At 46.6% G+C, this 23,185-nt stretch carries 21 protein-coding genes; 14 read left to right on the forward strand and 7 right to left on the reverse strand.

Annotated features, from left to right (window positions below; all coding sequences use genetic code 11):
• Positions 1 to 78 precede the first annotated feature (78 nt).
• The 5 genes from fusA (at position 79) to rimI (ending at position 6,522) form a co-directional block, all read left to right on the forward strand.
• Positions 79 to 2,214: an elongation factor G gene (fusA, locus tag E2B99_RS04885; protein WP_134243833.1), complete on the forward strand. Its 2,136-nt coding sequence runs from the start codon at positions 79 to 81 to the stop codon at positions 2,212 to 2,214.
• A gap of 92 nt (positions 2,215 to 2,306) precedes the next feature.
• Positions 2,307 to 3,497, forward strand: coding sequence for an elongation factor Tu (tuf, locus tag E2B99_RS04890; RefSeq protein WP_134243834.1), 1,191 nt, complete (start codon positions 2,307 to 2,309; stop codon positions 3,495 to 3,497).
• A 348-nt stretch (positions 3,498 to 3,845) separates the two neighbouring features.
• Positions 3,846 to 4,676 (forward strand): metal-dependent hydrolase, encoded by an 831-nt coding sequence (locus E2B99_RS04895; protein WP_240687740.1) that lies wholly within the window; start codon positions 3,846 to 3,848, stop codon positions 4,674 to 4,676.
• A 266-nt stretch (positions 4,677 to 4,942) separates the two neighbouring features.
• The gene (locus E2B99_RS04900) at positions 4,943 to 5,851 is read left to right on the forward strand and encodes a metal-dependent hydrolase (protein ID WP_134243836.1); all 909 of its coding nucleotides are present in this window, start codon (positions 4,943 to 4,945) and stop codon (positions 5,849 to 5,851) included.
• Between the two features lie 185 nt (positions 5,852 to 6,036).
• The gene (gene rimI / locus E2B99_RS04905) at positions 6,037 to 6,522 is read left to right on the forward strand and encodes a ribosomal protein S18-alanine N-acetyltransferase (RefSeq protein ID WP_205669631.1); all 486 of its coding nucleotides are present in this window, start codon (positions 6,037 to 6,039) and stop codon (positions 6,520 to 6,522) included.
• A 57-nt stretch (positions 6,523 to 6,579) separates the two neighbouring features.
• On the opposite strand, the gene E2B99_RS04910 is transcribed toward rimI, so the two are convergent.
• The 3 genes from E2B99_RS04910 to trxB form a co-directional block, all read right to left on the reverse strand.
• Positions 6,580 to 7,356: an arginyltransferase gene (locus E2B99_RS04910; protein ID WP_134243837.1), complete on the reverse strand. Its 777-nt coding sequence runs from the start codon at positions 7,354 to 7,356 to the stop codon at positions 6,580 to 6,582.
• Between the two features lie 51 nt (positions 7,357 to 7,407).
• Positions 7,408 to 8,145, reverse strand: a complete 738-nt coding sequence (aat, locus tag E2B99_RS04915; protein ID WP_134243838.1) for a leucyl/phenylalanyl-tRNA--protein transferase — start codon at positions 8,143 to 8,145, stop codon at positions 7,408 to 7,410.
• Between the two features lie 147 nt (positions 8,146 to 8,292).
• A complete protein-coding gene (trxB, locus tag E2B99_RS04920) occupies positions 8,293 to 9,279 on the reverse strand; it encodes a thioredoxin-disulfide reductase (protein ID WP_134243839.1) in 987 nt (328 codons plus the stop codon).
• 352 nt (positions 9,280 to 9,631) lie between these two features.
• Here trxB and E2B99_RS04925 point away from each other — a divergent pair, with 352 nt between their 5' ends.
• From E2B99_RS04925 to E2B99_RS04935, 3 genes are read left to right on the forward strand one after another with little or no spacing between them, the layout of a single operon-like run.
• Positions 9,632 to 12,715 carry a DNA translocase FtsK gene (locus E2B99_RS04925; RefSeq protein ID WP_134243840.1) on the forward strand — a complete coding sequence of 1,028 codons (3,084 nt, stop codon included), beginning with the start codon at positions 9,632 to 9,634 and terminating at the stop codon, positions 12,713 to 12,715.
• A gap of 27 nt (positions 12,716 to 12,742) precedes the next feature.
• Entirely contained in the window at positions 12,743 to 13,336 is a 594-nt protein-coding gene (locus E2B99_RS04930) for a nucleotidyltransferase family protein (RefSeq protein ID WP_205669632.1), read from the forward strand.
• A complete protein-coding gene (locus tag E2B99_RS04935) occupies positions 13,329 to 13,703 on the forward strand; it encodes a hypothetical protein (RefSeq protein ID WP_134243841.1) in 375 nt (124 codons plus the stop codon). The genes E2B99_RS04930 and E2B99_RS04935 overlap by 8 nt, the downstream gene beginning before the upstream one ends.
• A 2-nt stretch (positions 13,704 to 13,705) precedes the next feature.
• Here E2B99_RS04935 and E2B99_RS04940 read toward each other — a convergent pair whose 3' ends face one another.
• Entirely contained in the window at positions 13,706 to 14,983 is a 1,278-nt protein-coding gene (locus E2B99_RS04940; protein ID WP_134243842.1) for an MFS transporter, read from the reverse strand.
• 256 nt (positions 14,984 to 15,239) lie between these two features.
• Here E2B99_RS04940 and rpmI point away from each other — a divergent pair, with 256 nt between their 5' ends.
• A complete protein-coding gene (gene rpmI, locus E2B99_RS04945) occupies positions 15,240 to 15,437 on the forward strand; it encodes a 50S ribosomal protein L35 (protein ID WP_134243843.1) in 198 nt (65 codons plus the stop codon).
• 11 nt (positions 15,438 to 15,448) lie between these two features.
• The gene (gene rplT / locus E2B99_RS04950) at positions 15,449 to 15,808 is read left to right on the forward strand and encodes a 50S ribosomal protein L20 (protein WP_026471796.1); all 360 of its coding nucleotides are present in this window, start codon (positions 15,449 to 15,451) and stop codon (positions 15,806 to 15,808) included.
• A gap of 93 nt (positions 15,809 to 15,901) precedes the next feature.
• Here the strand turns inward: rplT and E2B99_RS04955 are convergent, their stop codons facing one another.
• Positions 15,902 to 17,032, reverse strand: a complete 1,131-nt coding sequence (locus E2B99_RS04955; RefSeq protein WP_134243844.1) for a hypothetical protein — start codon at positions 17,030 to 17,032, stop codon at positions 15,902 to 15,904.
• Positions 17,033 to 17,113: 81 nt separating this feature from the next.
• Here E2B99_RS04955 and E2B99_RS04960 point away from each other — a divergent pair, with 81 nt between their 5' ends.
• The 4 genes from E2B99_RS04960 (at position 17,114) to E2B99_RS04975 (ending at position 21,308) form a co-directional block, all read left to right on the forward strand.
• On the forward strand, positions 17,114 to 17,371 hold the full coding sequence (locus tag E2B99_RS04960) for a hypothetical protein (RefSeq protein WP_134243845.1): 258 nt from the start codon (positions 17,114 to 17,116) through the stop codon (positions 17,369 to 17,371).
• Positions 17,372 to 17,524: 153 nt separating this feature from the next.
• Positions 17,525 to 18,505, forward strand: coding sequence for a phenylalanine--tRNA ligase subunit alpha (gene pheS, locus E2B99_RS04965; protein WP_134243877.1), 981 nt, complete (start codon positions 17,525 to 17,527; stop codon positions 18,503 to 18,505).
• Between the two features lie 116 nt (positions 18,506 to 18,621).
• Positions 18,622 to 21,012: a phenylalanine--tRNA ligase subunit beta gene (pheT, locus tag E2B99_RS04970; protein WP_134243846.1), complete on the forward strand. Its 2,391-nt coding sequence runs from the start codon at positions 18,622 to 18,624 to the stop codon at positions 21,010 to 21,012.
• Positions 21,009 to 21,308: an integration host factor subunit alpha gene (locus tag E2B99_RS04975; RefSeq protein WP_026471800.1), complete on the forward strand. Its 300-nt coding sequence runs from the start codon at positions 21,009 to 21,011 to the stop codon at positions 21,306 to 21,308. Before pheT ends, E2B99_RS04975 begins: the two co-directional genes overlap by 4 nt.
• Positions 21,309 to 21,477: 169 nt before the next feature.
• Here the strand turns inward: E2B99_RS04975 and E2B99_RS04980 are convergent, their stop codons facing one another.
• Positions 21,478 to 21,846 carry a hypothetical protein gene (locus E2B99_RS04980; protein ID WP_134243847.1) on the reverse strand — a complete coding sequence of 123 codons (369 nt, stop codon included), beginning with the start codon at positions 21,844 to 21,846 and terminating at the stop codon, positions 21,478 to 21,480.
• A gap of 179 nt (positions 21,847 to 22,025) precedes the next feature.
• Complete coding sequence (locus tag E2B99_RS04985; protein WP_134243848.1) at positions 22,026 to 23,042, reverse strand: hypothetical protein; 1,017 nt, start codon at positions 23,040 to 23,042, stop codon at positions 22,026 to 22,028.
• Positions 23,043 to 23,185: the final 143 nt, after the last annotated feature.

Genomic DNA, 23,185 nt, shown 5'->3' on the forward strand with positions numbered 1-23,185 from the left:
GTCGCATTAAACGCATTCACTTTACTGACTGGTTTAATGCGTCCTGTTTTGACACAAATTTTAGGAAAGCAAGCAATCATGGCTCGTACTACCCCCCTAGAACACTATCGTAACATTGGTATTTCTGCGCACATTGATGCCGGTAAAACAACGACTACCGAGCGTGTTTTATATTACACTGGCGTAAGCCACAAGATTGGTGAAGTGCACGAAGGTGCAGCGACCATGGACTGGATGGAACAAGAGCAGGAACGTGGTATTACCATTACTTCCGCTGCGACCACCTGTTTCTGGTCTGGTATGGCAAACAACTTTGCCAAACACCGTATCAACATTATTGATACCCCAGGACACGTTGATTTTACCATTGAAGTAGAGCGCTCCATGCGCGTACTGGATGGTGCGTGTATGGTTTACTGTGCCGTAGGTGGTGTTCAGCCTCAGTCAGAAACCGTATGGCGTCAGGCGAATAAATATAAAGTGCCACGTATTGCATTCGTGAACAAGATGGACCGTACCGGTGCCAACTTCTTCCGTGCTGTTGAGCAAATGAAAACCCGTCTGGGTGCAAATCCTGTACCTATCGCTATTCCTGTTGGTGCTGAAGAAGCATTTGAAGGGATTGTTGATCTGGTTAAGATGAAAGCAATCATCTGGGATGAAGCGTCTCAGGGCATGAAATTCGAATACGGTGATATCCCGGCTCATCTGGTGGATACCGCAAACGAATGGCGTGAGAAAATGGTTGAGTCAGCCGCTGAAGCGTCTGAAGAGCTGATGAATGAATATCTGGAAAACGGTGACTTATCCGAAGAACAGATTCATGAAGCGCTGCGTATCCGTACCATCAACTGTGAAATCCAGCCAATGCTGTGTGGCTCTGCATTTAAGAATAAAGGCGTTCAGGCGATGCTTGATGCAGTTATTCGTTACTTGCCAGCTCCAAACGACGTTGAAGCCATTAAGGGTATCCTTGATGACAAAGATGAAACCGTTGGTGAGCGTATTGCTTCTGATGACGAGCCATTTGCTGCACTTGCATTCAAGATCATGAATGACAAGTTCGTCGGTAGCTTAACCTTCATCCGCGTTTATTCTGGTGTATTAAAAGCAGGTTCTGCGGTATGGAACCCGGTTAAAGCCAAGAAAGAGCGCGTTGGCCGTATCGTACTGATGCATGCCAATGACCGTGAAGACGTTGAAGAAATCCGCGCTGGTGATATCGCAGCGGTTGCTGGTCTAAAAGACGTAACCACTGGTGATACCCTGTGTGATGAAAACAATGTCATTACCCTTGAGCGTATGCAGTTCCCGAATCCGGTAATTTCTCTGGCTGTTGAGCCAAAGACTAAAGCCGACCAGGAAAAAATGGGTATTGCGCTGGGTCGCCTGGCCAAAGAAGATCCTTCATTCCGTGTTCACACTGATGAAGAATCTGGCCAAACCATTATCGCCGGTATGGGTGAGCTTCACCTTGAGATTCTGGTTGACCGCATGAAGCGTGAGTTTGGCGTTGAAGCAAACATTGGTAAGCCAATGGTTGCCTATCGTGAAACTATCCGCAAAGTGGTTGAGCAGGAAGGCAAGTTTGTACGCCAGACTGGTGGTCGTGGTAAATTCGGTCATGTATTCCTGCGTCTGGAGCCATTAGGTGATGAGCGCGAAACCGACTACGAATTTGCTGAAGAAGTGGTGGGCGGTACTGTACCAAAAGAATTCTTTGGTGCGGTTGACAAGGGTATTCAGGAACGCATGAAGAATGGCGTACTGGCTGGTTACCCGGTTGTTGGCGTAAGAGCTGTACTGTTCGACGGTTCTTACCATGATGTGGATTCTGACGAATTGTCGTTCAAGATGGCGGGCTCCATGGCTTTCCGTCAGGGCTTCATGAAAGCTGATCCTATCCTGCTTGAGCCAATCATGAAGGTTGAAGTAGAAACACCGGAAGACTACATGGGTGATATCATGGGCGACCTGAACCGTCGTCGTGGTGTGATTCAGGGTATGGATGATCTGCCAGGCGGTACCAAGCAGATTCGTGTTGAAGTACCATTGTCCGAGATGTTTGGTTATGCAACTTCCATGCGCTCCATGTCGCAGGGTCGTGCAACCTACTCTATGGAATTTGTGAAATATGCTGAAACCCCACGTAACGTGGCTGAAGGCATCATTGCTAAGTTCCAGAATGGTGGTAAGGCTGGCGACGACGAATAAGTCGTTGCAGCAATAATTTAAAACTAAACTAAAAACCTACCAGTCCACTGTTCATGTGAGTGACAGTGGGCTGATTGATGAGGAATGACATCATGGCAAAGGCCAAGTTTGAACGTAACAAGCCGCACGTAAACGTCGGCACCATTGGTCACGTTGACCATGGCAAAACCACACTGACTGCGGCAATCAGCCTAAACTGTGCCAAAGCATACGGTGGCGATGTAAAAGCACTGTCTGAAATTGACTCTGCGCCAGAAGAAAAAGCGCGTGGTATTACCATTAACACTGCACACGTTGAATACGATTCTCCAACCCGTCACTATGCACACGTTGACTGCCCAGGCCACGCTGACTATGTTAAAAACATGATCACCGGTGCTGCCCAGATGGATGGCGCAATCCTGGTATGTTCTGCAACTGACGGCCCAATGCCACAGACCCGCGAACACATCCTGCTGTCCCGTCAGGTTGGTGTACCGTACATCGTGGTATTTTTGAACAAGTGCGACATCGTTGATGACGAAGAGCTGATCGAACTGGTTGAAATGGAAGTTCGTGACCTGCTGTCCAAATATGACTTCCCAGGTGATGACACCCCAATCATCCGTGGTTCTGCACTGCAAGCCCTGAACGGTGAAGATGGCCAGTATGGTGTTCCAGCTGTTCTGAAACTGGTTGAAACCCTGGACTCTTACATTCCTGAGCCAGAGCGTGCCATTGACAAAGCCTTCCTGCTGCCAATCGAAGATGTATTCTCGATCTCTGGTCGCGGTACTGTAGTAACTGGCCGTGTTGAATCAGGCATCATCAAGGTTGGTGAAGAAGTTGAAATCGTAGGTATCAAAGATACCGTGAAGACAACCGTAACCGGCGTTGAAATGTTCCGTAAACTGCTGGACGAAGGTCGTGCAGGCGAGAACTGTGGTGTACTGCTACGTGGTACCAAGCGTGAAGACGTACAGCGTGGTCAGGTACTGGCCAAGCCAGGTTCCATCAAGCCACACAGCAAGTTTGAAGCTGAAGTGTACGTACTGTCCAAGGATGAAGGTGGTCGTCACACCCCATTCCTAAATGGCTACCGTCCTCAGTTCTATTTCCGTACCACTGACGTAACTGGTGCCATCCAGTTGCCAGAAGGCGTGGAAATGGTTATGCCAGGTGACAACGTACAGATGACTGTTGAGCTGATCCACCCGATCGCTATGGATCAGGGTCTGCGCTTTGCAATCCGTGAAGGCGGCCGTACTGTAGGCGCCGGTGTTGTGGCTAAAGTAACTAACTAATTTTTAGTTTTTTGCTTCAAAAAAAGACGTCTTTAATGGCGTCTTTTTTTATGTCTATTAAAATGCAAATATTCAGTGCCTGATTAGCATAAAAAATAGCCATTTCGTGATAGTTTTTGCATTTTGAGTGAACACTTGTCCCTAATTGACAAAAGGCTGGCCTATTTTGCACTACAGTAAAGTCGCTTGGTTTTTTATGATCAGGGTATAGGCAGTGTCGTCTTTCGACGTCAGCAAGAGGAAAATAACATGAACGCCACCGTGACTAGCCCAACAGTTAATACGCAAGTTGCTTCAAATAACTCAATTAAGGCGAATGCCATCAAGGCCAGCTTCCCGGTACGTCGTATGGACTTTGAATTTAATCAGGTTCCTGAGTACTGGATGAATGGCTCTGCAGGCCTAACCCATTTTATGACTGCCTTGTCTGCCTTGTTTCCGGATGGCGAGAAGTTCTTTGTGGACAGCACCCGTGCGGTGCGTAATGATCCCAAGCTGGCTGATCCCTACATGCAAAAGGAAATCTCGGCCTTTATCGGTCAGGAGGCCATGCACTCCAAAGAGCACGTTGGGTTTAATCAGTCTGCCAATTTTTATGGCCATGATGTTAAAGGTCTGGAAAAGAAAACCAATACGGTAATCCAGACTTTCCGTAAAGGTTTTTTGAAAGTTGCCAAGCCTTTTGGTATTACACAGGAAATGATCGACCTGACTGCAACCACAGCGCTGGAACATTTTACGGCGACTATTGCTTCCCAGTTACTGCGCAATGAAGAAATTCAGATCAAAATGACCGACGAAACCATGTACCGTCTGTGGATGTGGCATGCTGTTGAGGAAAATGAACACAAAGCTGTCGTGTATGATGTGTTTGAAACCCTGTATGGCCGTGGCCCGAAAGCCTATGTCCTGCGTAATACGGCGCTGGTTGTTGCGATGGCTGCCTTATTCTGTACCCAGTCTTATTTTGTATACAGCTTGCTGAAAAATGATAACAAGCTCAATGCTAAAGAATTGGGCAGTATTTTCAAATATGGCTACAGCTTAAAGCATGGCATTATCACTGGCATGATTCCAGAACTGGTTGATTATTTCCGTCCTGGTTTCCATCCCAATGACCATGACACCAATGCGCTGTTGGCTCGCTGGAAAGAAAAGCTGGGTTTTAATACTCATTAAAACCTAAGGGTTGCACGTTTACTCACTTGTTGTGCTTTATAGCGGCTAATCATAGCCGCTTTTTTATTTAATAAAATTTAACAACAGTCATTGAAATTTAAATTAAGGTAAATAATAAAACACCTTTAGCGGCATAGTTTGTTTGTCCCTAAGTGATAAAAGCCTGTCCTGTTTAGCACTAATTTTTATATCTAAATCTTTTATGATCAGAAATATAGTTGCAAAAAGGCCACTATTTGGGTCCTATGCAAACAGGAGGGAATATCATGAATGCCAAAGTATCTCCACAGCCTAATATCTCCGCAGCGCAAGGTGATGTAGTCAAAGCCAGCTTCCCGGTACGTCGTATGGATTTTGAGTTTCAGCAGGTGCCACGCTACTGGGCAGACCATGATGCAGGCCTAACCCATTTTATGACTGCCTTGTCTGCCTTGTTTCCGGATGGCGAGAAGTTCTTTGTGGATAGTACCCGTGCAGTACGTAACGATCCCAAGCTGGCTGATCCCTACATGCAAAAGGAAATCTCGGCCTTTATCGGTCAGGAAGCCATGCACTCCAAAGAACATCTGGCTTTTAATGCCGCAGCGCAGGCCTATGGCTATGACGTGCGCAGGCTGGAAAACATGACCGGTGCTTTGATCAAAAATACTACTCGTGTGGTCGGCAAGCTACTCAAGCCCTTTGGTTTTACACAGGAAATGATTGGTTTAACTGGAACCTGTGCGCTGGAACATTTTACCGCGACCATTGCTGCTGAATTGCTGCGTAACCCTGAAGTTCAGGCCATGTTTAAAGACCAAACCATGTACCGCTTGTGGATGTGGCATGCGGTTGAGGAAAATGAACACAAAGCCGTGGTGTTTGATGTATATGCCACCCTGTATGGTCGTGGCCCAAAAGCCTACAGTATGCGTGTTGCAGCCATGGTGCTGGCCATGGTATTTATTTTTATCACCCAATCCTATTTTACCGCGCGCCTGATGAAACAGGATAAAAAACTAACCTGGAAAGACACCAGATACATGATCAAATTCATGTATGGCCGCAAGGGTTTTATGACCCGGCAGATTCCTGAATTGCTGGCATTTTTCCGGCCAAATTTTCATCCCAATGATTTTGACACTGATGCATTACTAGCTCAGTGGAAACAAAAACTAGGCTTTGTCAGTGCTTAAATAGACTTTGAAATCAAGGTTGTATTTATAGCTTAGGTAACTTAAACCAGATAAATTCATCCAGTCAATTGCGGTCTACCAGACCGCTTTTTTTATGGGATATAAACGTGCCTGTTATAGGGTAAAACACTGGGTTTCCAGTAATTGCTTCACTATAATCATGCTTTAAATTCTGGCGCATCATTATGTCCGCTTTACTTCGTGCAATGACACTGGCTGATGTTCCGGCAGTCTATGCCATTGAACAGCAGGTGCAAACCCATCCGTGGAGCCAGCAGTTATTTATGGACAGTATTGCCGCAGGTCATCACTGTACAGTGCTGGAACAGCAGGATAGGGAACGAAGCCAGATTGTCGGGTTTTGTATTTTACAGCCAGTGCTGGATGAAGCCAATTTGTTGCTTATGGCCATTGCCCAAGCCAGCCAGAAACAGGGTTTGGGCTATCAATTGCTTGAGCAATCGATTGATGGACTGGTGAAGGCGCGTGCTAGCCAAGGCTGCAATATGATTTTCCTGGAAGTGCGGCAAAGTAATCAGGCGGCGATTGCCCTATATGAAAAACTGGGATTTGCCCAGATCGACCTGCGCAAGAATTATTATCCAACCAGTACTGGCAAGGAACATGCGGTCATTATGGCACTGACCCTGAGTATGAATTTTGCTCAATAAACAACTTGGAAAAACAGCAGGGCAGCTTGGTCAACTCATAAAAAGACACAAGCGCGGTTAATAGATCTGGATCATCTGATTAATAGGACCTAAGGACTTGCTGAGTTCCTCAATTTCCTGGTCACTTAAATGATCAGGCAGACAGGTCCATTGGCCATTCATTAGCACTTCCAGCGCTGCAAATTGTGCTTTGTACTTCATTTTGGGAGCGCTGGGCACCCAGTAACCTAGATACACATAGGGCAACTGGTTGCGTTTGGCCCATTCAATTTGTTGTAAAATGGCAAAAGTCCCCAGACTACGTTGCGGCAAATCGGGATCAAAAAAAGTATAAACCGCCGAAATGCCATCATCCAGATGGTCACAGGTGGCAACCGCCATCAGTTGGTCACCCAGCCACATTTCCAGAAAAAAGCTGTTGGTGCAGCTATCGACCAGAAATTTTTCAAACTGTTCACGGCTTGGTGGATACATATCGCCATCAGCATGGCGTAGCCGGATATAGCGTTCATAGAGCTGGTAATGCACATCTGTGGCATGGTAGGTCGCACGGGTTTCCAGCCTTAAGTCTTTATTGCGCTTTAAGGCTTTTTGCTGGCTGCTATTGATTTTAAATGAATTTACACGAATACGGGCAGACAGGCACTGGCGGCAATGATTGCATTCCGGACGGTAGACAAAATCGCCACTACGCCGAAATCCCTGGCGTGATAATTCAGAGAGCGTCACAGTATCAATCCGCTTGACCGGATCCAGAAATACCATACGCGCGGCCCGCCCTTCAATGTAACTACACTGATGCGGCGGTGTAATGTAGTACTGAATGTCCTTCATGGTGGACTAATATAAACGGCCCTTTATCTGGTTAACATAATCCGATATGGCTTAGTGAATCAAGTCCAAAAACGCATCAGTTGTTAATATATATTGAGTGGGAAATGCCCGCGCTGTAAATGCTTGCCAGTTGGGTGGTACCTGCATGATGACAGTTTTAAGCTGCTGTAAGAAGTCACGGCGCGGCAGGGTAGTAGCACCCAAGCTCAGCAGGTGATCATTGGGCAGCTGACAATCAACCCAGGCAAAATCTGAGGCAGCACACAATTTCATCAAAAAGCAAAATGCCATTTTGGAGACATCAGTCTGGCGGCTAAACATGGATTCACCAAAAAATGCCCGGCCAATTTGCACGCCATATAAACCACCCACCAGCTGCGTACCTTCCCAGACCTCTACACTGTGTGCCAGTCCAGCCTCGTGCAAATCCGTATAGCCTGCAATAATGCCTTCGGTAATCCACGTTTCCTGTGCATAGGCACGCGGTTCGGCACAGGCGCGCACTACCTGCTCAAATGCATGGCTAAGGGTAATGGTATAGCGGTCTTTTTTGAGCTGGCGAAGCAGGGATTTGCTGGGCTGAAACTGCTTTGGGTAAATAATGCAGCGTGGGTCAGGACTCCACCAGCAAATCGGGTCATCCTTGGAAAACCACGGAAAAATACCGTGGCAGTAGGCTTCCAGCAAAGTGGAAGGCGACAGGTCTGCACCAATGCCAACAATGCCCTCACCTTGTGGATCAACCTGTTCGGGATTAGGGAACTGAAACTGGCTGACAGGCAATCTCATACGTGGAATCCTGTGCAATGAAAGCTCCATAGTAAGGGATTTTAACCACTAACCACTGTTCAAAATAACAATTTGCCCATAAAAAAACCGTGCCTATTTTGAAACAGACACGGTTTTGGCGCTTACTCAGATTAAATCAATAACAGCTTATATCTTAGGGGCTTCCAGCTCATCTTCGGTATGGGTTTCCAGCGCATCCAGATACTTTTCTGCATCCAGTGCCGCCATACAGCCTGACCCTGCTGATGTAATGGCCTGACGGTAGATATGATCGGCCACGTCACCGGCAGCAAACACACCCGGAATATTGGTTGCTGTGGCATTGCCCTGTGTACCACTTTGTACCTTGATATAGCCGTTTTCAAGATGCAGCTGGCCTTCAAACAAACCAGTGTTGGGCTTATGGCCAATGGCAATAAACACGCCCTGTACATCCACGGTTTGTTGCCCATTGCCAGCAGTAGATTGCAGGCGAACCGCATTCACGCCGCTGTCGTTACCCAGAATTTCATCAATCTGGTTGTTCCACAGGATTTTGATTTTGCCTTCTTTTTCCTTGATGAACAGCTGGTCCTGCAAAATCTTTTCCGAACGAACCTTGTCACGACGGTGTACCAGTGTGACATGACTGGCAATGTTGGCCAGATACAAGGCTTCTTCCACCGCCGTGTTGCCACCACCCACCACCATTACTGGCTGGTTTTTATAGAAGAAACCGTCACAGGTTGCACAGGCACTCACGCCACGGCCCATGTATTCTTCTTCAGACGGCAAGCCAAGGTATTGTGCCGTAGCACCGGTGGCAATAATCAGCGCATCACAGGTATATTCGCCGTCATCACCCACCAGACGGAAAGGGCGCTGCTGCAAATCCACTTCATTGATATGGTCATACACCAGTTCAGTGCCAAAGCGCTCGGCATGTGCCTGCATGCGTTCCATCAATGCCGGGCCGGTTAAACCATGCGGGTCACCGGGCCAGTTATCCACTTCAGTTGTCGTGGTGAGCTGTCCACCTTGTTGCAGGCCGGTAATGATCACTGGCTTTAGGTTGGCGCGCGCTGCATACACAGCGGCACTATAGCCTGCTGGGCCAGAACCCAATATCAGTAGACGAATGTGCCGGGAACTCATGGTTATTCCTTTTTTCAGATGTTTTTACGGTTACTCAGAATTATACGGTAGATCATTGCAAATGCCAGAAAGGAATCACAAGAAAATACATATCATCATAATCGGTTTTCCCGTTTTGGCACACTGGCATGACCCGATCAGTTGCAGTGCAATAAAGGGGCTATTTACATCCATCCGCTAGACGCCACAGCCAGAACAGGTCAAACTTGGGCGTTATACTGGCTTTTCGGTATGATGCCTTTTGGCACACTGTTTTGATAACATGCCTTGATAAAAAGTAGTGCGCAGGGGCGCATGATGAGCGCATGGTAATTATGGCTAATTGTAGCTGATACTTGGTGGTAGGACATTAATGAACCCAGCAGCGGGCGCATATGCGCAGCGAATTTTACTGACAGTATTTCTGGCATCGTTTGGTATCTATTTGCTGATAGCAACCATCACTTATACCCCGTTTGATCCGGGCTGGACGCATGTGTCCAGTGACACGCTCACGGTGAGTAATGCCAGTGGGGTAGCGGGTGCATGGATTGCCGATTTGCTGTATGGATTTTTTGGCCGTGCAGCCTTTTTGTTGCCGGTTTTTATTCTGATTGAAGCAATTCAGCTCTGGTGGCCGCACAGTTTTTTAAGCCGTCCATTCCGCTTGGCCGCCGAAGTGTTTTTGCTGATGATCATGGCGGCCCTGTTTAGCCTGCACTGGCTGGAACCAGCAGATACCCTAAGCAATGCCTCAGGTGGGATTATTGGTTATGAAATTGGCCGTAACCTGCTGGCGCTGATGGGCATGATTTTATCCACAGTCTTTCTGGTTGTACTGCTGCTGGTAATGGTAACGCTGGCTTTTGGCATTCGCTGGGACAAGACCATGGACGGGCTGGGTAAAATTCCTGGCTTATTGCAGGAACTGTTTTACCGTAATGTGCCGGAACGTGAAGCCGCTCCTGATTTAACCATTGCCGATTTTGATAACAAAAGTTTTGCCATCAAGAATACTCACCAAGCTAGCACTGCCCAAAACGCCAACACCTCTGGCCCAGATCAACTGGAACCAATAGAAACTGCTACAGAAGCTCAGACCGCTTTCAATCCATCTGCTGAACCTCAGGTGATTCAAAGCGGGGAGCGCTGGACTGCCCAGAGTGCATCTGCCACCGCAGCCACAACAATGGGAGCACTGGGGGCGGCAAGCACCGCAGCAGGGGTTGCCTCAACCAGCACGCTGGATCATCTGGCCGAACTGGTACAAAAAGCCGATGATGTGCTGGCTGAAACCAACACGCCGATTAGCCTGTCCACCAATGAGGCCACCGCGCAGGTGAAGGTGATCAATACCCAGATTGAACCCAGTTTTGCCTGGCAGGATAATGACCTGCTGGATGAGTTACTGGGCACGCCTGAAAAAATATTTGCTGCGCCAGCGCCTGATGCATTTACTGCGGCAACCACTAGTCATGCAGCTAATGGGGTTGCAGTTTCGTCGGATGCACTCGAACGTACCCTGAATATTTTTGAGCAGTCCTTGGTCGTGACGCCTGAACCTGCCAGCGCAACTGATGCAACCCATCAGTCCGCTTATGGCACGGATACCGACACAGTACAGGATGGTTTACCAGAATCTCAATTTGCTAAAAACTATGCTGGGCAGTCATTAGATTCAGCCCATAATGCTGATGCACAGCTAGAGAGTGCTTTAACTGCTGCAAGCCCGCAAGCTGTGGCTCAGCCCACAATTATTCAGCCTACCTCTTCGGCACAGCGCCCATCTACCGAAGAAGATATTGAGGCTCTTATTAAAGAATTTGGACAAAGTGAGCTTGATCAGCAGGATGCACTATCACCTTATCCGGACCCGGCTGAGACGCACGATGAATTTGATGCACCCTTAACCGATGCTGCTGGCCGTCCTATCTCGCGTGCCATGCAGGTGATCCAGCATCGTGCCACCCTGCCACCCTTGCCGGGTCTTGACTTGCTGGACTTGCCAGACCCTAGCCGCAAGGTGAGCTACACCGCCGAGCAACTGGAGCGTTTGTCCAAGTTGCTGGAAATCAAGCTACAGGAATTTAATGTCAAATCCAAAGTAGTTGAAGCCCAGCCCGGCCCGGTCGTCACCCGCTTTGAGCTGGAACTGGCTCCAGGGGTGAAGGCTTCCAAAGTCACCAATATTTCCCGCGATCTGGCACGTTCCATGTCGATGGCGTCGGTGCGAGTGGTAGAGGTGATTCCGGGCAAGCCTTACATTGGCATTGAAGTGCCGAACACCTCACGCGAAATGGTACGTCTGATTGAACTGCTGGAAACGCCGACTTATCGCGATCCGACAGGCATGATTACCATGGCAATGGGCAAGGACATTGCAGGCCGTCCGGTACTGACCGACCTTGCCAAAGCCCCGCACATGCTGGTGGCAGGGACAACCGGTTCGGGTAAATCGGTAGCGGTAAATGCCATGCTGCTGTCCATGCTACTGAAATATACCCCGCAACAGTTACGTCTGATCCTGATTGATCCCAAGCAACTTGAATTGGCTAACTATGGTGATATTCCACATTTGCTGACCCCTGTAGTAACTGACATGAAAGATGCGGTCAGCGCGCTGAACTGGTCGGTCAATGAAATGGAACGTCGCTATAAGCTGATGACCTTTTTAAAAGTGCGCAAGATTGATGAGTTCAATCGTAAGGTTAATGAGGCGATTGAACGCGGTGAAGATTTACTGGATCCGACCTGGAAACCCAATGACAGCGCTGTGCAGGACAGGGCACCGCGCCTGCAACCCTTACCATTGATTGTAATTGTGGCGGATGAATTTGCCGACATGATCATGCAGGTGGGTAAAAAAGCTGAAGAACTGATTACCCGTCTGGCTCAAAAATCACGGGCAGCGGGGATTCATCTGATGCTGGCCACCCAGCGTCCTTCGGTTGATGTCATCACAGGTTTGATTAAAGCCAATATTCCAACCCGTGTGGCCTTACGTGTCAATAGCAAGATTGATTCCCGTACCATTCTGGATGGCGGCGGCGCTGAGGATCTGCTGGGTCATGGCGACATGCTGTTTTTGGCACCGGGTAAGATTGAACCGGAGCGGGTACATGGCGCGTTCATCAGTGATGATGAAGTCAACCGGATTTGTGATGCGTGGCGTGAGCGTGGCAGCCCGGATTATGTCGATGACATTTTAACGCCGTATGATGAAGAAGGCGGCTCCAGCCGTGGTTTTGAATCCGAGGATGGCGGTGGCGCTGACCGTGACCCGATGTATGATCAAGCCGTGCAGTTTGTACTGGAAACCCGCAAGTGTTCAGCTTCGGCTTTGCAGCGCAAGTTTAGTCTTGGCTATAACCGTGCTGCGCGCCTGATTGATAATATGGAAGACGCGGGCATCATTAGTCCAATGGGGCCAAGTGGCAAGCGCGATATTCTGGTTTGATAAATCAGGTGTAATGAGTTAGGCCCGATGGATGAGATAGCTTACCCAGAGCAACTGATCTATTGGCTTTTAGCTGATCAGCAGCGTATGCAGATTTTGCAAATCGCTGCTGATTTTTGCCGAAAAAACCATTTAAATGATTGGTGCCTAGCGGCAGGTTTTGTTAGAAATCTGGTCTGGGATCATCTGCATAATTACACTGATGCAACTGCACTGAATGATATTGACCTGATCTATTTTAATTCTGCAAACACTCTTGAGGACATTGACCTAAAGTTTGAGCAGGAATTAAAGCAATTAATGGATATCAATTGGTCAGTCAAAAATCAGGCTCGCATGCATACGCGTAATCATGATTTGCCTTATAAAAATATTGCTGAGGCCATGAGCTACTGGCCCGAAGTAGAAACGGCTGTGGGTGTTTATCTATCAGAAAATGAAATTAGAGTCGTTGCGCCATTTGGCTTAAAATCCTTATTTGAGGGAACAATCAGCTTGAATCCAAAACGACCAAAGCCGGAAATTTTTTATCAAAGAATTCAGCAAAAAAGATGGCTGGAAAAATGGCCTGAGTTACAGATAAGAAAAATGATAATAAGGCGAGGGTATAAAAATGAATAAAGAACAAATCTGGATATTTATATCTTATGGGTGGACTGAAATTGGTTTATCTGAGAAGGAAATAGATGATTTATTTGGCAGAATGAATATTAATCCTAATAATTTAAATGAAGTAAGAAAAGCAATTTTTTGGGAATACTGCGGTGCATTTGCAGTGTATACACTCTGGTCTTTTTTAACGGCAGGAATCATATTGCCTGATTGGGGCTTTAAAGAAAAATACATCATATCAAAAGTGTCTAACTGGCTACGAAAGCCAGTCATATTTTCATTATTTAATCCGCTTTGGCTATTAGGCTATCTATTCGCTTGTCTAATCGCTTTAAGTGGATGGCTAAAAATATTAAAAAGAATTCAAAAATTATAATTCTACTCTTTTACCTCAACCGGCTTACTGTGCTCCACATCAACATTTAATAAATCACGGGTTTTAAAATAGGTCAGTGCTGCCACCAGCAAAGTAATTGTGCCGCCCAGAATGGTGGCTGGAATTACGGTTAAATAACGCGCGGCCACGCCGGATTCAAAAGCGCCCAGTTCATTGCTGGATGACACAAACATACCATTCACTGCTGCCACACGACCCCGCAGGTTTTCCGGTGGAAAGATCTGTAAAATGGTTTGGCGAACAACCACGCTAATACTGTCAAAGGCACCGGTTAGTGCTAATGCCAATAGCGACAGCCACATGGTGGTAGAAAAGGCAAATACCAGCGTAAAAACCCCAAAGCCAGCAACGGCCAGCAACATATTGCGCCAAGCATGCTGAGTGGGCGGATACTTGGCCAGAAGCACCATCATCAACAATGCGCCAACCGACGGTGCAGCACGCAGCAGTCCAAGCCCTTCAGCGCCGACCTTTAAAATATCATCGGCATAAATGGGCAGCAGGGCAACCACACCGCCAAACAGTACCGACACCAGATCCAGTGAAATCGACCAGAAAATAATCTTGGTTTTAAAAATAAAGCGGAAGCCTTCGCTTAGGCTCAGCAGCACACTGTCATGTTCAATTGGTGGAAAGCTGCGGCGTTTAAGCAAAGCCAGCAGCACACTACACATCAGTAATAGACCCGTTACCAGATATAAAGTGGAATGCAAGCCCAAATAACCCAGCAACAAACCGCCTGTGACTGGCCCCAGCACCACTGCACTTTGCCAGCCAATAGTTGTCCAGGTAGCCGCATTGGGGTAAAGGTTGCGTGGTACCAGAAAAGGCTTGAGGGATGTCACGGCTGGACTATAAAAACCACGAATAGTTCCCATCAAAAATATAATGCCATATACCCCCAGCGAGAGTTGCTGTGCAGTTAAATGACCGTGCTCGTGACTACTAAACAATGCTGATAATATCAGTGGCAAAGGCAGCGACAGCACCATACAAATTTGCATAATAATCTGGCGATTATAACGGTCAGCAAAATAGCCACCCCACAATGACAGCGCAATAAAGGGAATAGCCTCAGCCAGCCCAATAAAACCCAGTACCAGCGGATCACGGGTAAGGTGATAGAGCGCGTAGGCCACAATGACTTCCTGCATCAGGATAGCCAGCGTCAGGCAAAACTGATTAATCGTTACAATGGAAAAATCACGATGACGCAGGGCAGCAAAAGCGTCGTGTGGTGCAGCAGGCGAAGTAGACATTATTGGACGTGGGTACAAAAGCAATTCTGGCGTCTATCATAAAAATTAAGCCAGACTTAAGATAGCGGTTTTTTTGGGTAATTCTGTTTAATACCAAGATTAAGAATCAGCAGTACCACATTAGCCGTAAAATAAGAATTTCTGGATGAAAAGCCATGCTTTTTTTTTAGGCAAAAATCAATTACACTATGCGCCCCCTACCTGCAAGCCGTCTGTAATGGTGCAACGTGCTGAACAGGTGTCCAAAGAGGCTATCATGAAAGTTAAGATGAAAACTCGCCGTGGTGCAGCAAAACGCTTTAAAGCGACTGCAAATGGCTTTAAGCGCAAGCAAGCATTCAAGCGTCACATTTTGACCAAGAAATCTCCTAAGCGTATTCGTCAGTTGCGCGGCTGTGTAATGGTTCACGTGAGTGACGTTGCATCAGTTCGTCGTATGTGCCCATACATCTAAGGAGAAATTAAATGGCTCGTGTAAAACGTGGTGTAGTGGCTCATCGTCGTCACAAAAAAATTCTTGCCCGTGCTAAAGGCTACTATGGTGCGCGTTCGCGTGTTTACCGCGTAGCGTTCCAGGCGGTAATCAAAGCAGGTCAATATGCTTACCGTGACCGTCGCCAGAAAAAACGCCAATTCCGCGCACTGTGGATTGCCCGTATTAACGCTGGTGCCCGTCAGAATGGTCTGTCATACAGCCGCCTGATTTCCGGCCTGAAAAAAGCGCAAGTGACCATCGACCGTCGTGTGCTGGCTGATATTGCCATGCATGACAGCGTTGCATTTGCTGCAATTGCATCTCTGGCAAAACAGAATCTGGCGGCTTAATCCGTTAATCTGTACTGCTTAAGTGCAAAAAAGCCGCCTTTCAGAGGCGGTTTTTTTATGGTTGATTTAATAATGACTCTAATAACTCGACAATTATTTATCCTTACTCAATAACGCATAGGCAAATAAAGCAACGACGCCAATGAGCACTGCAATAAACCCCCATGCCACAATCATTTTAGCGATTGCATAAATCAATAAAGCTACTAGTAATAACGCCAGAATAGCAATCAATAAAGTTACAAGAGGATGTTGCTCTTTTTTTGCGTCCATTGGTGCTGATAGTGGGTCAAGTGAATCTGCTTCCTGTTCATCAGTATGAGTATTAGCTTGAATAAGCCTTGGGTCAGTAATGATATACGCGTCGGGGTAGTCATCAAATTTTGTCTGACCCGCATTGTTGGTTGCCATGCAAATCAGATTTTTAAAATTCAGTTCAAATAAATTCATCCAGTGGCGAAATTCAGGTTCTCTTTCATAGAGCTTTTCATTCCATTCACTGGCTTCATTTTTACAGTTTAAGTCGGAGTGCATATAGCCCTTAAGCTGTATCATGGCATTGAGTAGCTTGGATGGATAGGCGCTGTGGTTTGAACCAGCCAGCAAAGGAAAAGACTCAAAATCGTAGGCATGTTCTCTATAGCGTGCGCCATAGCATTCAATAGAAGTAATATCCAGACTGACTTTTTGCCCATAACTGCGGTCAAACAGCATGGTTTTATAGTTCTGATAAATTTGTTGCCAGCTGGCAGTTGAAAGTGGATGCAAGACTGGAATTTGTTCCGTCTTAATATCTAGTTGCCAATAATAGTCATTGTCAAAGTCTGCAAAAAGGCTGGAGTCTGGTATCCATGACCGATTCAAGTCATCATCAAATACTGCTTTTTCCTCAGCTATTATCCAAACATTAGGCTGTTGTGGATGATGTGCCACAATGACAAATTCATCAGTCCGGATGAATAAATTTTCGATCTCAACTGGTGTTTTAAAAAAATCGTAAAAAGCATGAAGGCTAAGCTGCTGTACACCATGTTGTTGGAGATAACTGAGCCAATAACTAAAAGAATGACTAAGTAATTGCTTGGTGATGCCGCAACGGAAAGTAGGCAAACTGTCCTGAAAAATTTGATGTCGATACCACTTTTCCAAGTTGTCAGGGTTTTTTAAATAAGTATTGCCATAACTAACTAGCGCCAATTGACGCATCCATAGTGTACTTTTCATCTATAAATCCTGCATTTCATTGTTTTAAAGTTTGTATTCTTGGTTTTGGTATAATAGGCAAAGCATTGTAAGGGAAAAGGTATGATTATGGTCAATATTATCAAGCGCGGTGGTTTTCGCGAGCAGGCCGCCCGGCAATTAAAATATAAAAATTCGGTGAATCAACGTGCCGATATAACTGCACAAAAGGCCTATCAGCCTGCACATCACACTGATAAAGCAGCGCAGGACACTACCACGCCGCCTGATTCAGTTCCGGTAGATAATATGGATGACGTATCCAGTCATTCTTCCACTGAACACAATGCAACCCATCAAAGCATCCATAAAAATACCTAAGCTGTCGAAAAATCTTACCAATTGCCAAGCCCTTCAATTCAAAGGCATCACTATCTCGCCCAAAAAACTGTTAAAATAATCGGCTAACTTAAGTCATCACTGACTTATTTTTTATATTAAATTGATCAGAGAACCCCCATGTCACAAGAAAGCATGTCACTGGACAACCTGAAAGACGATGCACTGGCAGCCATTGGTGCCGCCCAGGACTTGAATCAACTTGACCAAGCGCGCGTTCAATTTACAGGCAAAAAAAGTCAGTTGGCAGAGTTTTCCAAGGGGTTAGGCGCATTAGACCCCGAGCAAAAAAAAGTGCAGGGTGCAGCGATTCATGCCGTGCGTGAAGCCATTAATGCCGCGTTAAACAGCAAGCAGGTTGAGCTACAACAGGCAGCACTGAATGCCAAGCTGGCCAGCGAAACCATAGATGTCAGTTTGCCGGGGCGTGGTCAGGCTATTGGCAGCATTCATCCGGTGACGCAGGTGCAGGAACGCATTAGCAACTTTTTTACCCGCGCCGGTTTTGTGATAGAGCGCGGGCCGGAAGTCGAAGATGATTATCATAACTTTGAGGCACTGAATATTCCGGGCCACCATCCGGCACGTGCCATGCACGATACTTTTTATTTTGATGCCCATCATTTGCTGCGTACGCATACCAGTTCGGTGCAGATTCGCACGATGGAAACCCAAGGTCTGCCGATCCGCATTATTTGCCCGGGTCGTGTGTATCGATGCGATTCCGACCAGACCCATTCACCGATGTTTCATCAGATTGAAGGTTTGGTGATTACTAGAGACACCAGTTTTGCCGAGCTTAAAGGCCTGATTATTAACCTGCTGAATGAGTTCTTTGAAAAAGAGTTGCAGGTGCGTTTCCGTCCGTCCTACTTTCCATTTACTGAACCCAGTGCCGAAGTGGACATTATGGATGAGCGCGGACGCTGGCTGGAAGTCATGGGTTGCGGCATGGTACATCCGAATGTGCTTAAAAGCTGTGGCATTAACCCGGAAGAATACAAGGGCTTTGCCTTTGGCCTCGGCGTTGAGCGCTTTGCCATGCTGCGTTATGACGTCAAAGACTTACGCCTGTTTTTCCAGAATGATCTGCGCTTTTTAAGCCAGTTTGCTTAAACCTCTCCCGGTCTCTTCTTACGAAGGAGAAGGATTCTCCCCTTTGTAAGGGGGAGCTAAAGGTGTTAGAAGCTATTCACACAGAATTTAAGAAAAGAATTTAGGAATTTGCGGTTATGAAAATTAGTGAAAACTGGTTACGGTCATGGGTTAATCCAGCCGTTGACAGCGATGTACTGGCCCATCAGCTCACCATGGCTGGTCTGGAAGTGGATGACAGCAGCACAGTTGCCAAGCCTTTTACTGGCGTTGTCGTGGGTGAAGTGCTGACGGTTGAGCAGCATCCCGATGCAGACCGTCTACGCGTGACCACCGTTAATATTGGTTCTGGCGAGCCGTTGCAAATTGTGTGTGGGGCACCGAATGTGGCTGTTGGTCTAAAGGTGCCTGTTGCAATCATTGGTGCAGTGCTTCCCGGCGACTTTAAGATTAAGAAAGGCAAGCTGCGTGGCGTAGAGTCGCATGGCATGTTGTGTGGCGCATCTGAAATTGATCTGGAAGATAGTGTTGATGGCTTGCTGGTACTGCCACAGGATGCACCTATAGGGGTCAATATCCGTGATTATCTGCAACTTGATGACCGTGTCATTGAAATCAGCATTACTCCCAATCGTGGTGATTGTTTCAGCATAAAAGGAATTGCACGTGAGCTAGGGGTAATTAATAACCTACCAGTCACGCCAGTTGAAATTCAGCCAGTCACCGCAACCATTGCCGACAAAAAGCAGGTTCAACTGCACAGTGCAGGCTGCCCTCGCTATGCTGGGCGTGTGATTAAAAACATTAATGCACAGGCCAAAACGCCGCAGTGGATGGTAGATGCGCTAAGCCGTTCCGGTATCCGTGTGCATAGTGTGCTGGTTGATATTACCAACTATGTGCTGCTGGAACAGGGCCAGCCGCTGCATGCTTTTGACCTCAGCAAAATTGAAGGGGATATTCAGGTTCGTCAGGCCAGGCCGCAGGAAAAGCTCAAGCTGCTCAATGAACAGGATATTGAGCTGGCTGATGATGTGCTGGTGATCAGTGATGATCATAAAGTGCTGGCAATGGCTGGCATTATGGGTGGACTAGACAGTAGCGTAACAGATAGTACCACTGACATTTTTCTGGAAAGTGCGTTCTTTGATCCTTTGGCTATTGCAGGGCGTGCCCGCCGTTATGGCATGCATACCGATGCCTCACAGCGTTATGAGCGTGGCGTTGATTTTGAACTGGCGATGCCTGCCATTGAGCGTGCGACCCAGCTGATTTTGCAACTGGCTGGTGGTGAAGCTGGTGAAGTGGTGCTGGTAGAGCAACTGGAAGCCTTGCCCAAGCGCTTGCCAATTGCCCTAAGCCTGGCGCAAGTCAACCAGTTACTGGGCTATAACGTGGCTGCCGATTTTGTAGAGCAAACCTTAAGCCGTCTGGGAATGCAGGTGAACGATAATGGCAATATTGACAGCAAGGGCTGGGAAATTATTCCGCCGTCCTACCGCTTTGACATTGCCATCAAGGAAGACCTGATTGAAGAGGTTGCCCGCATTTATGGCTATGACAATATTCAGACCAAAATGCCAGTGCTTGAAATTGAACTTAAGCCTGCGCAGGATCGCTTAAGTATTCAGCAGTTGCGCCAGACGTTAGTGAGTCTGGGTTATCAGGAAGCTATTAGCTTTAGTTTTGCTGATGAAAAACTGGAAAAGCAGTTAAATCCTGAGGTAAAACTGCTGAAGCTGGCCAACCCAATTTCCAGTGAACTGGGCGCTATGCGCAGTACCTTATTGTCCAGCCTGATTCCATCGGTGCAATACAACCTGAACCGCCAGCAAAGCCGGGTGCGCCTGTTTGAAACGGGCCTGCGCTTTGATTATGAACAGGCCACAGGAATTCAGGATTTAAAACAAATTCCAACACTGGCGATGATTGCCACGGGTACTGCCATTCCTGAGCAGTGGCATGCCAAAGCCCAGCCCATGGATTTTTATGATTTAAAGGGTGAGGTCGAACGAGTTTTGGCATCTGCACAGCTAACTGCTGAGTTTAAACCCGGCTCACTTCCGTGGTTACATCCGGGACAAAGTGCCAATATCGTGGTGCAAGGACAAGTCATCGGTTATTTAGGCCGTTTACATCCTGCCTTGGAAGATCAGCTTTATCTGGGCAAAACCTGGGTCTGTGAAATTGATCTGGATGTGCTTTTGCAACCTTATGTATCTAATTTTACAGAATTATCACGTTTTCCTACGGTTCGACGTGATATAGCTATTTTAATCAGTGCTAATATTACTATTGACCAAATTCAGCATACGATTCAATTAGCTGCAGGTGAATGGTTAATCCAAAGCTGGTTATTTGATGTGTACACCGGACAGGGCATTGATGCAGGGCAACGTTCACTGGCGTTTGCACTGCTGTGGCAACATCCGGAGCGCACATTGGAAGATGCTGAAATTAAGGAGGGAATGCAGCGTGTTATTGATGCGTTGCAAGATACGTATAAGGCGACTTTGAGGGCATCATGACTGCACTAACAAAAGCCGAAATGGCCGATCATTTAAGTGAAAAAACCGGTCTTAATCGCCGGGAAGCCAAACAATTGGTAGAGCTATTTTTTGATGAGATCAGTCAGGCACTTATTGCAGGCGATCAGGTAAAGCTCTCAGGGTTTGGGAATTTTGAACTGCGCGACAAGCGTCAGCGTCCAGGCCGCAATCCTAAGACTGGAGAGGAAATTCCCATTACTGCACGCCGTGTAGTCACGTTCCGTGCTGGCCAGAAGTTTCGTCAGCGGGTAGAGCAAGAACAATACGACGAATAATGTTGTGTTGTGACAAGATGATAATCGTAGAAGAGCAGCTAAAGGCTGCTTTTTTATTGCCGAGTTTTTAGAAATAAAGCGATTAAAAATCAAATAAAAGATAGCTAAGCGAATGAATAAATAATAAAAAAGAGAGCTAAAAAGCTCTCTTTTTTTGAAACTGTAACTATTACTGAGCAGCAGCTGGAGCTGTAGTAGTAGCAGCAGCGTCGGTAGCAGCTGGAGTAGCAGCAGCGTCAGTAGTTGCTGGAGCAGCAGCAGTGTTAGCACTGTCAGCAGCAGCGTTAGCAGCGTCGTTAGCGGCATCAGCAGCGTTGTTAGCAGCGTCAGCAGCAGCAGCGGTAGCGTCAGCAGTAGCGTCGGCAGTAGTAGCAGCAGCAGCGTCGGTAGCAGCAGTAGCAGCATCAGCAGCGGCAGCAGAAGCTTGAGCAGCAGAGTCTTGGGCTTCAGCAGCGTGTTCGTCAGCTTTTTTTGAACAACCAACGAAAGCTAAAGAAGCAGCAATAGCAGCAGCGATTGCGATTTTTTTGATTTGCATGGCATCACTCTCACAAAAGAAATAAGGTTTTCGAAAACCACAAATTAATCTGTTTCTTGCTTATTGCTATCCGTTGCCTTACGGTGAGGACACAGCGCAAGGGTCAGATTAAATGGTGCAGCAATCCTAGCACTGGTTTTTGGAAAAAACTACTCCCTTTTTGATTATTTTTATTAAAATTAATCACTTTGTTTTGCATTGATGAAGATAAGCCGACTGGCATTCTGGTGTTCTGCAGCCTTCAATGCATTCATCATTTGCATTAAAATATCTTCAAGTGCAATTTCCTGTTCAAGTGGCACAGGGCAAACGCCATATTGAATACCAAATTCTGGCTGCTGTATTTGCATTTCATCTTTGACTAAACCCAATGCCTTAACCACATGGCCAGTCTGTGTTGCGCTGGTATCACATAACAGCACAGCCAGATGATGCCGGTCCAGTTGTACCAGTACATCACATTTGCGCAAGCGATTTTTATAATTGGTAAATAATTGCCGTATGGCTTCTTTTTGATGACGTGAGCCTGCTTTCACCCGAATCATCAGTAAACTTAATGGAATCTGGTTACGCTGATGATAAGGATAGAGATAGGTTAAAGCATCAACCAGTTGTTTTTTTTCTAGAATGCCACTGTTTAATGCACTTTTTAGATCACGGGCACTACTTTGTAAATGATGCTTATAACAGTGCAAATAGCCCAAGGCAAAAATACTGCAACCTGTTAAATGAACAGGTTGTAACTGGCTATTGGTTAAAGTGTTATAAAAAAAACCTGCAATCATGGCAGCTAACAGATAGCTGGCATTCATGGCTGTTAAAAATGAAATTTTCAGGTCACTAAATGCAGCAATCACAAAAGTCATTGCCATTATCAGAATAATACTGGCCTGATTGGGCAGCAAAAACAGCAGGCTTAAGGCAAAACAGTAGTCTAGTACAATCCCCAGATAGAAAATCAGGGCGCTGGTGGGACGAAACAGCATGGCCAGATAGTGAACACTGGCTAAAACGCCGTAGGCTACCAAAGCAGCGTATATATTCTGGTCAATAAATGCTGAAGAAAAATCGGGCTGGCTATAAACCTGCCAAGCCAATGTGGCAATCAGTAACAGGCGTATTATCAGTAGCACGCCCTGGAATTGCCGGCTGTGTTTTAATTCCTGTAGGGAGTGCAATGACAGTAAAGGCGACATACGTGTGGAATCATGTGAATAAATGAATAAACCCGAATTAGGCAATAGCGTTTTATGCCATTAATTCTGGAAAAAGCATCATACCATGTTAGGAGGATCGCGCGTTAAAACCTGAAGTTAGCACTGTTCATTTCAATCAGGCA

The organism is Alkanindiges illinoisensis (assembly GCF_004377485.1).
Taxonomy (GTDB): domain Bacteria; phylum Pseudomonadota; class Gammaproteobacteria; order Pseudomonadales; family Moraxellaceae; genus Alkanindiges; species Alkanindiges illinoisensis_A.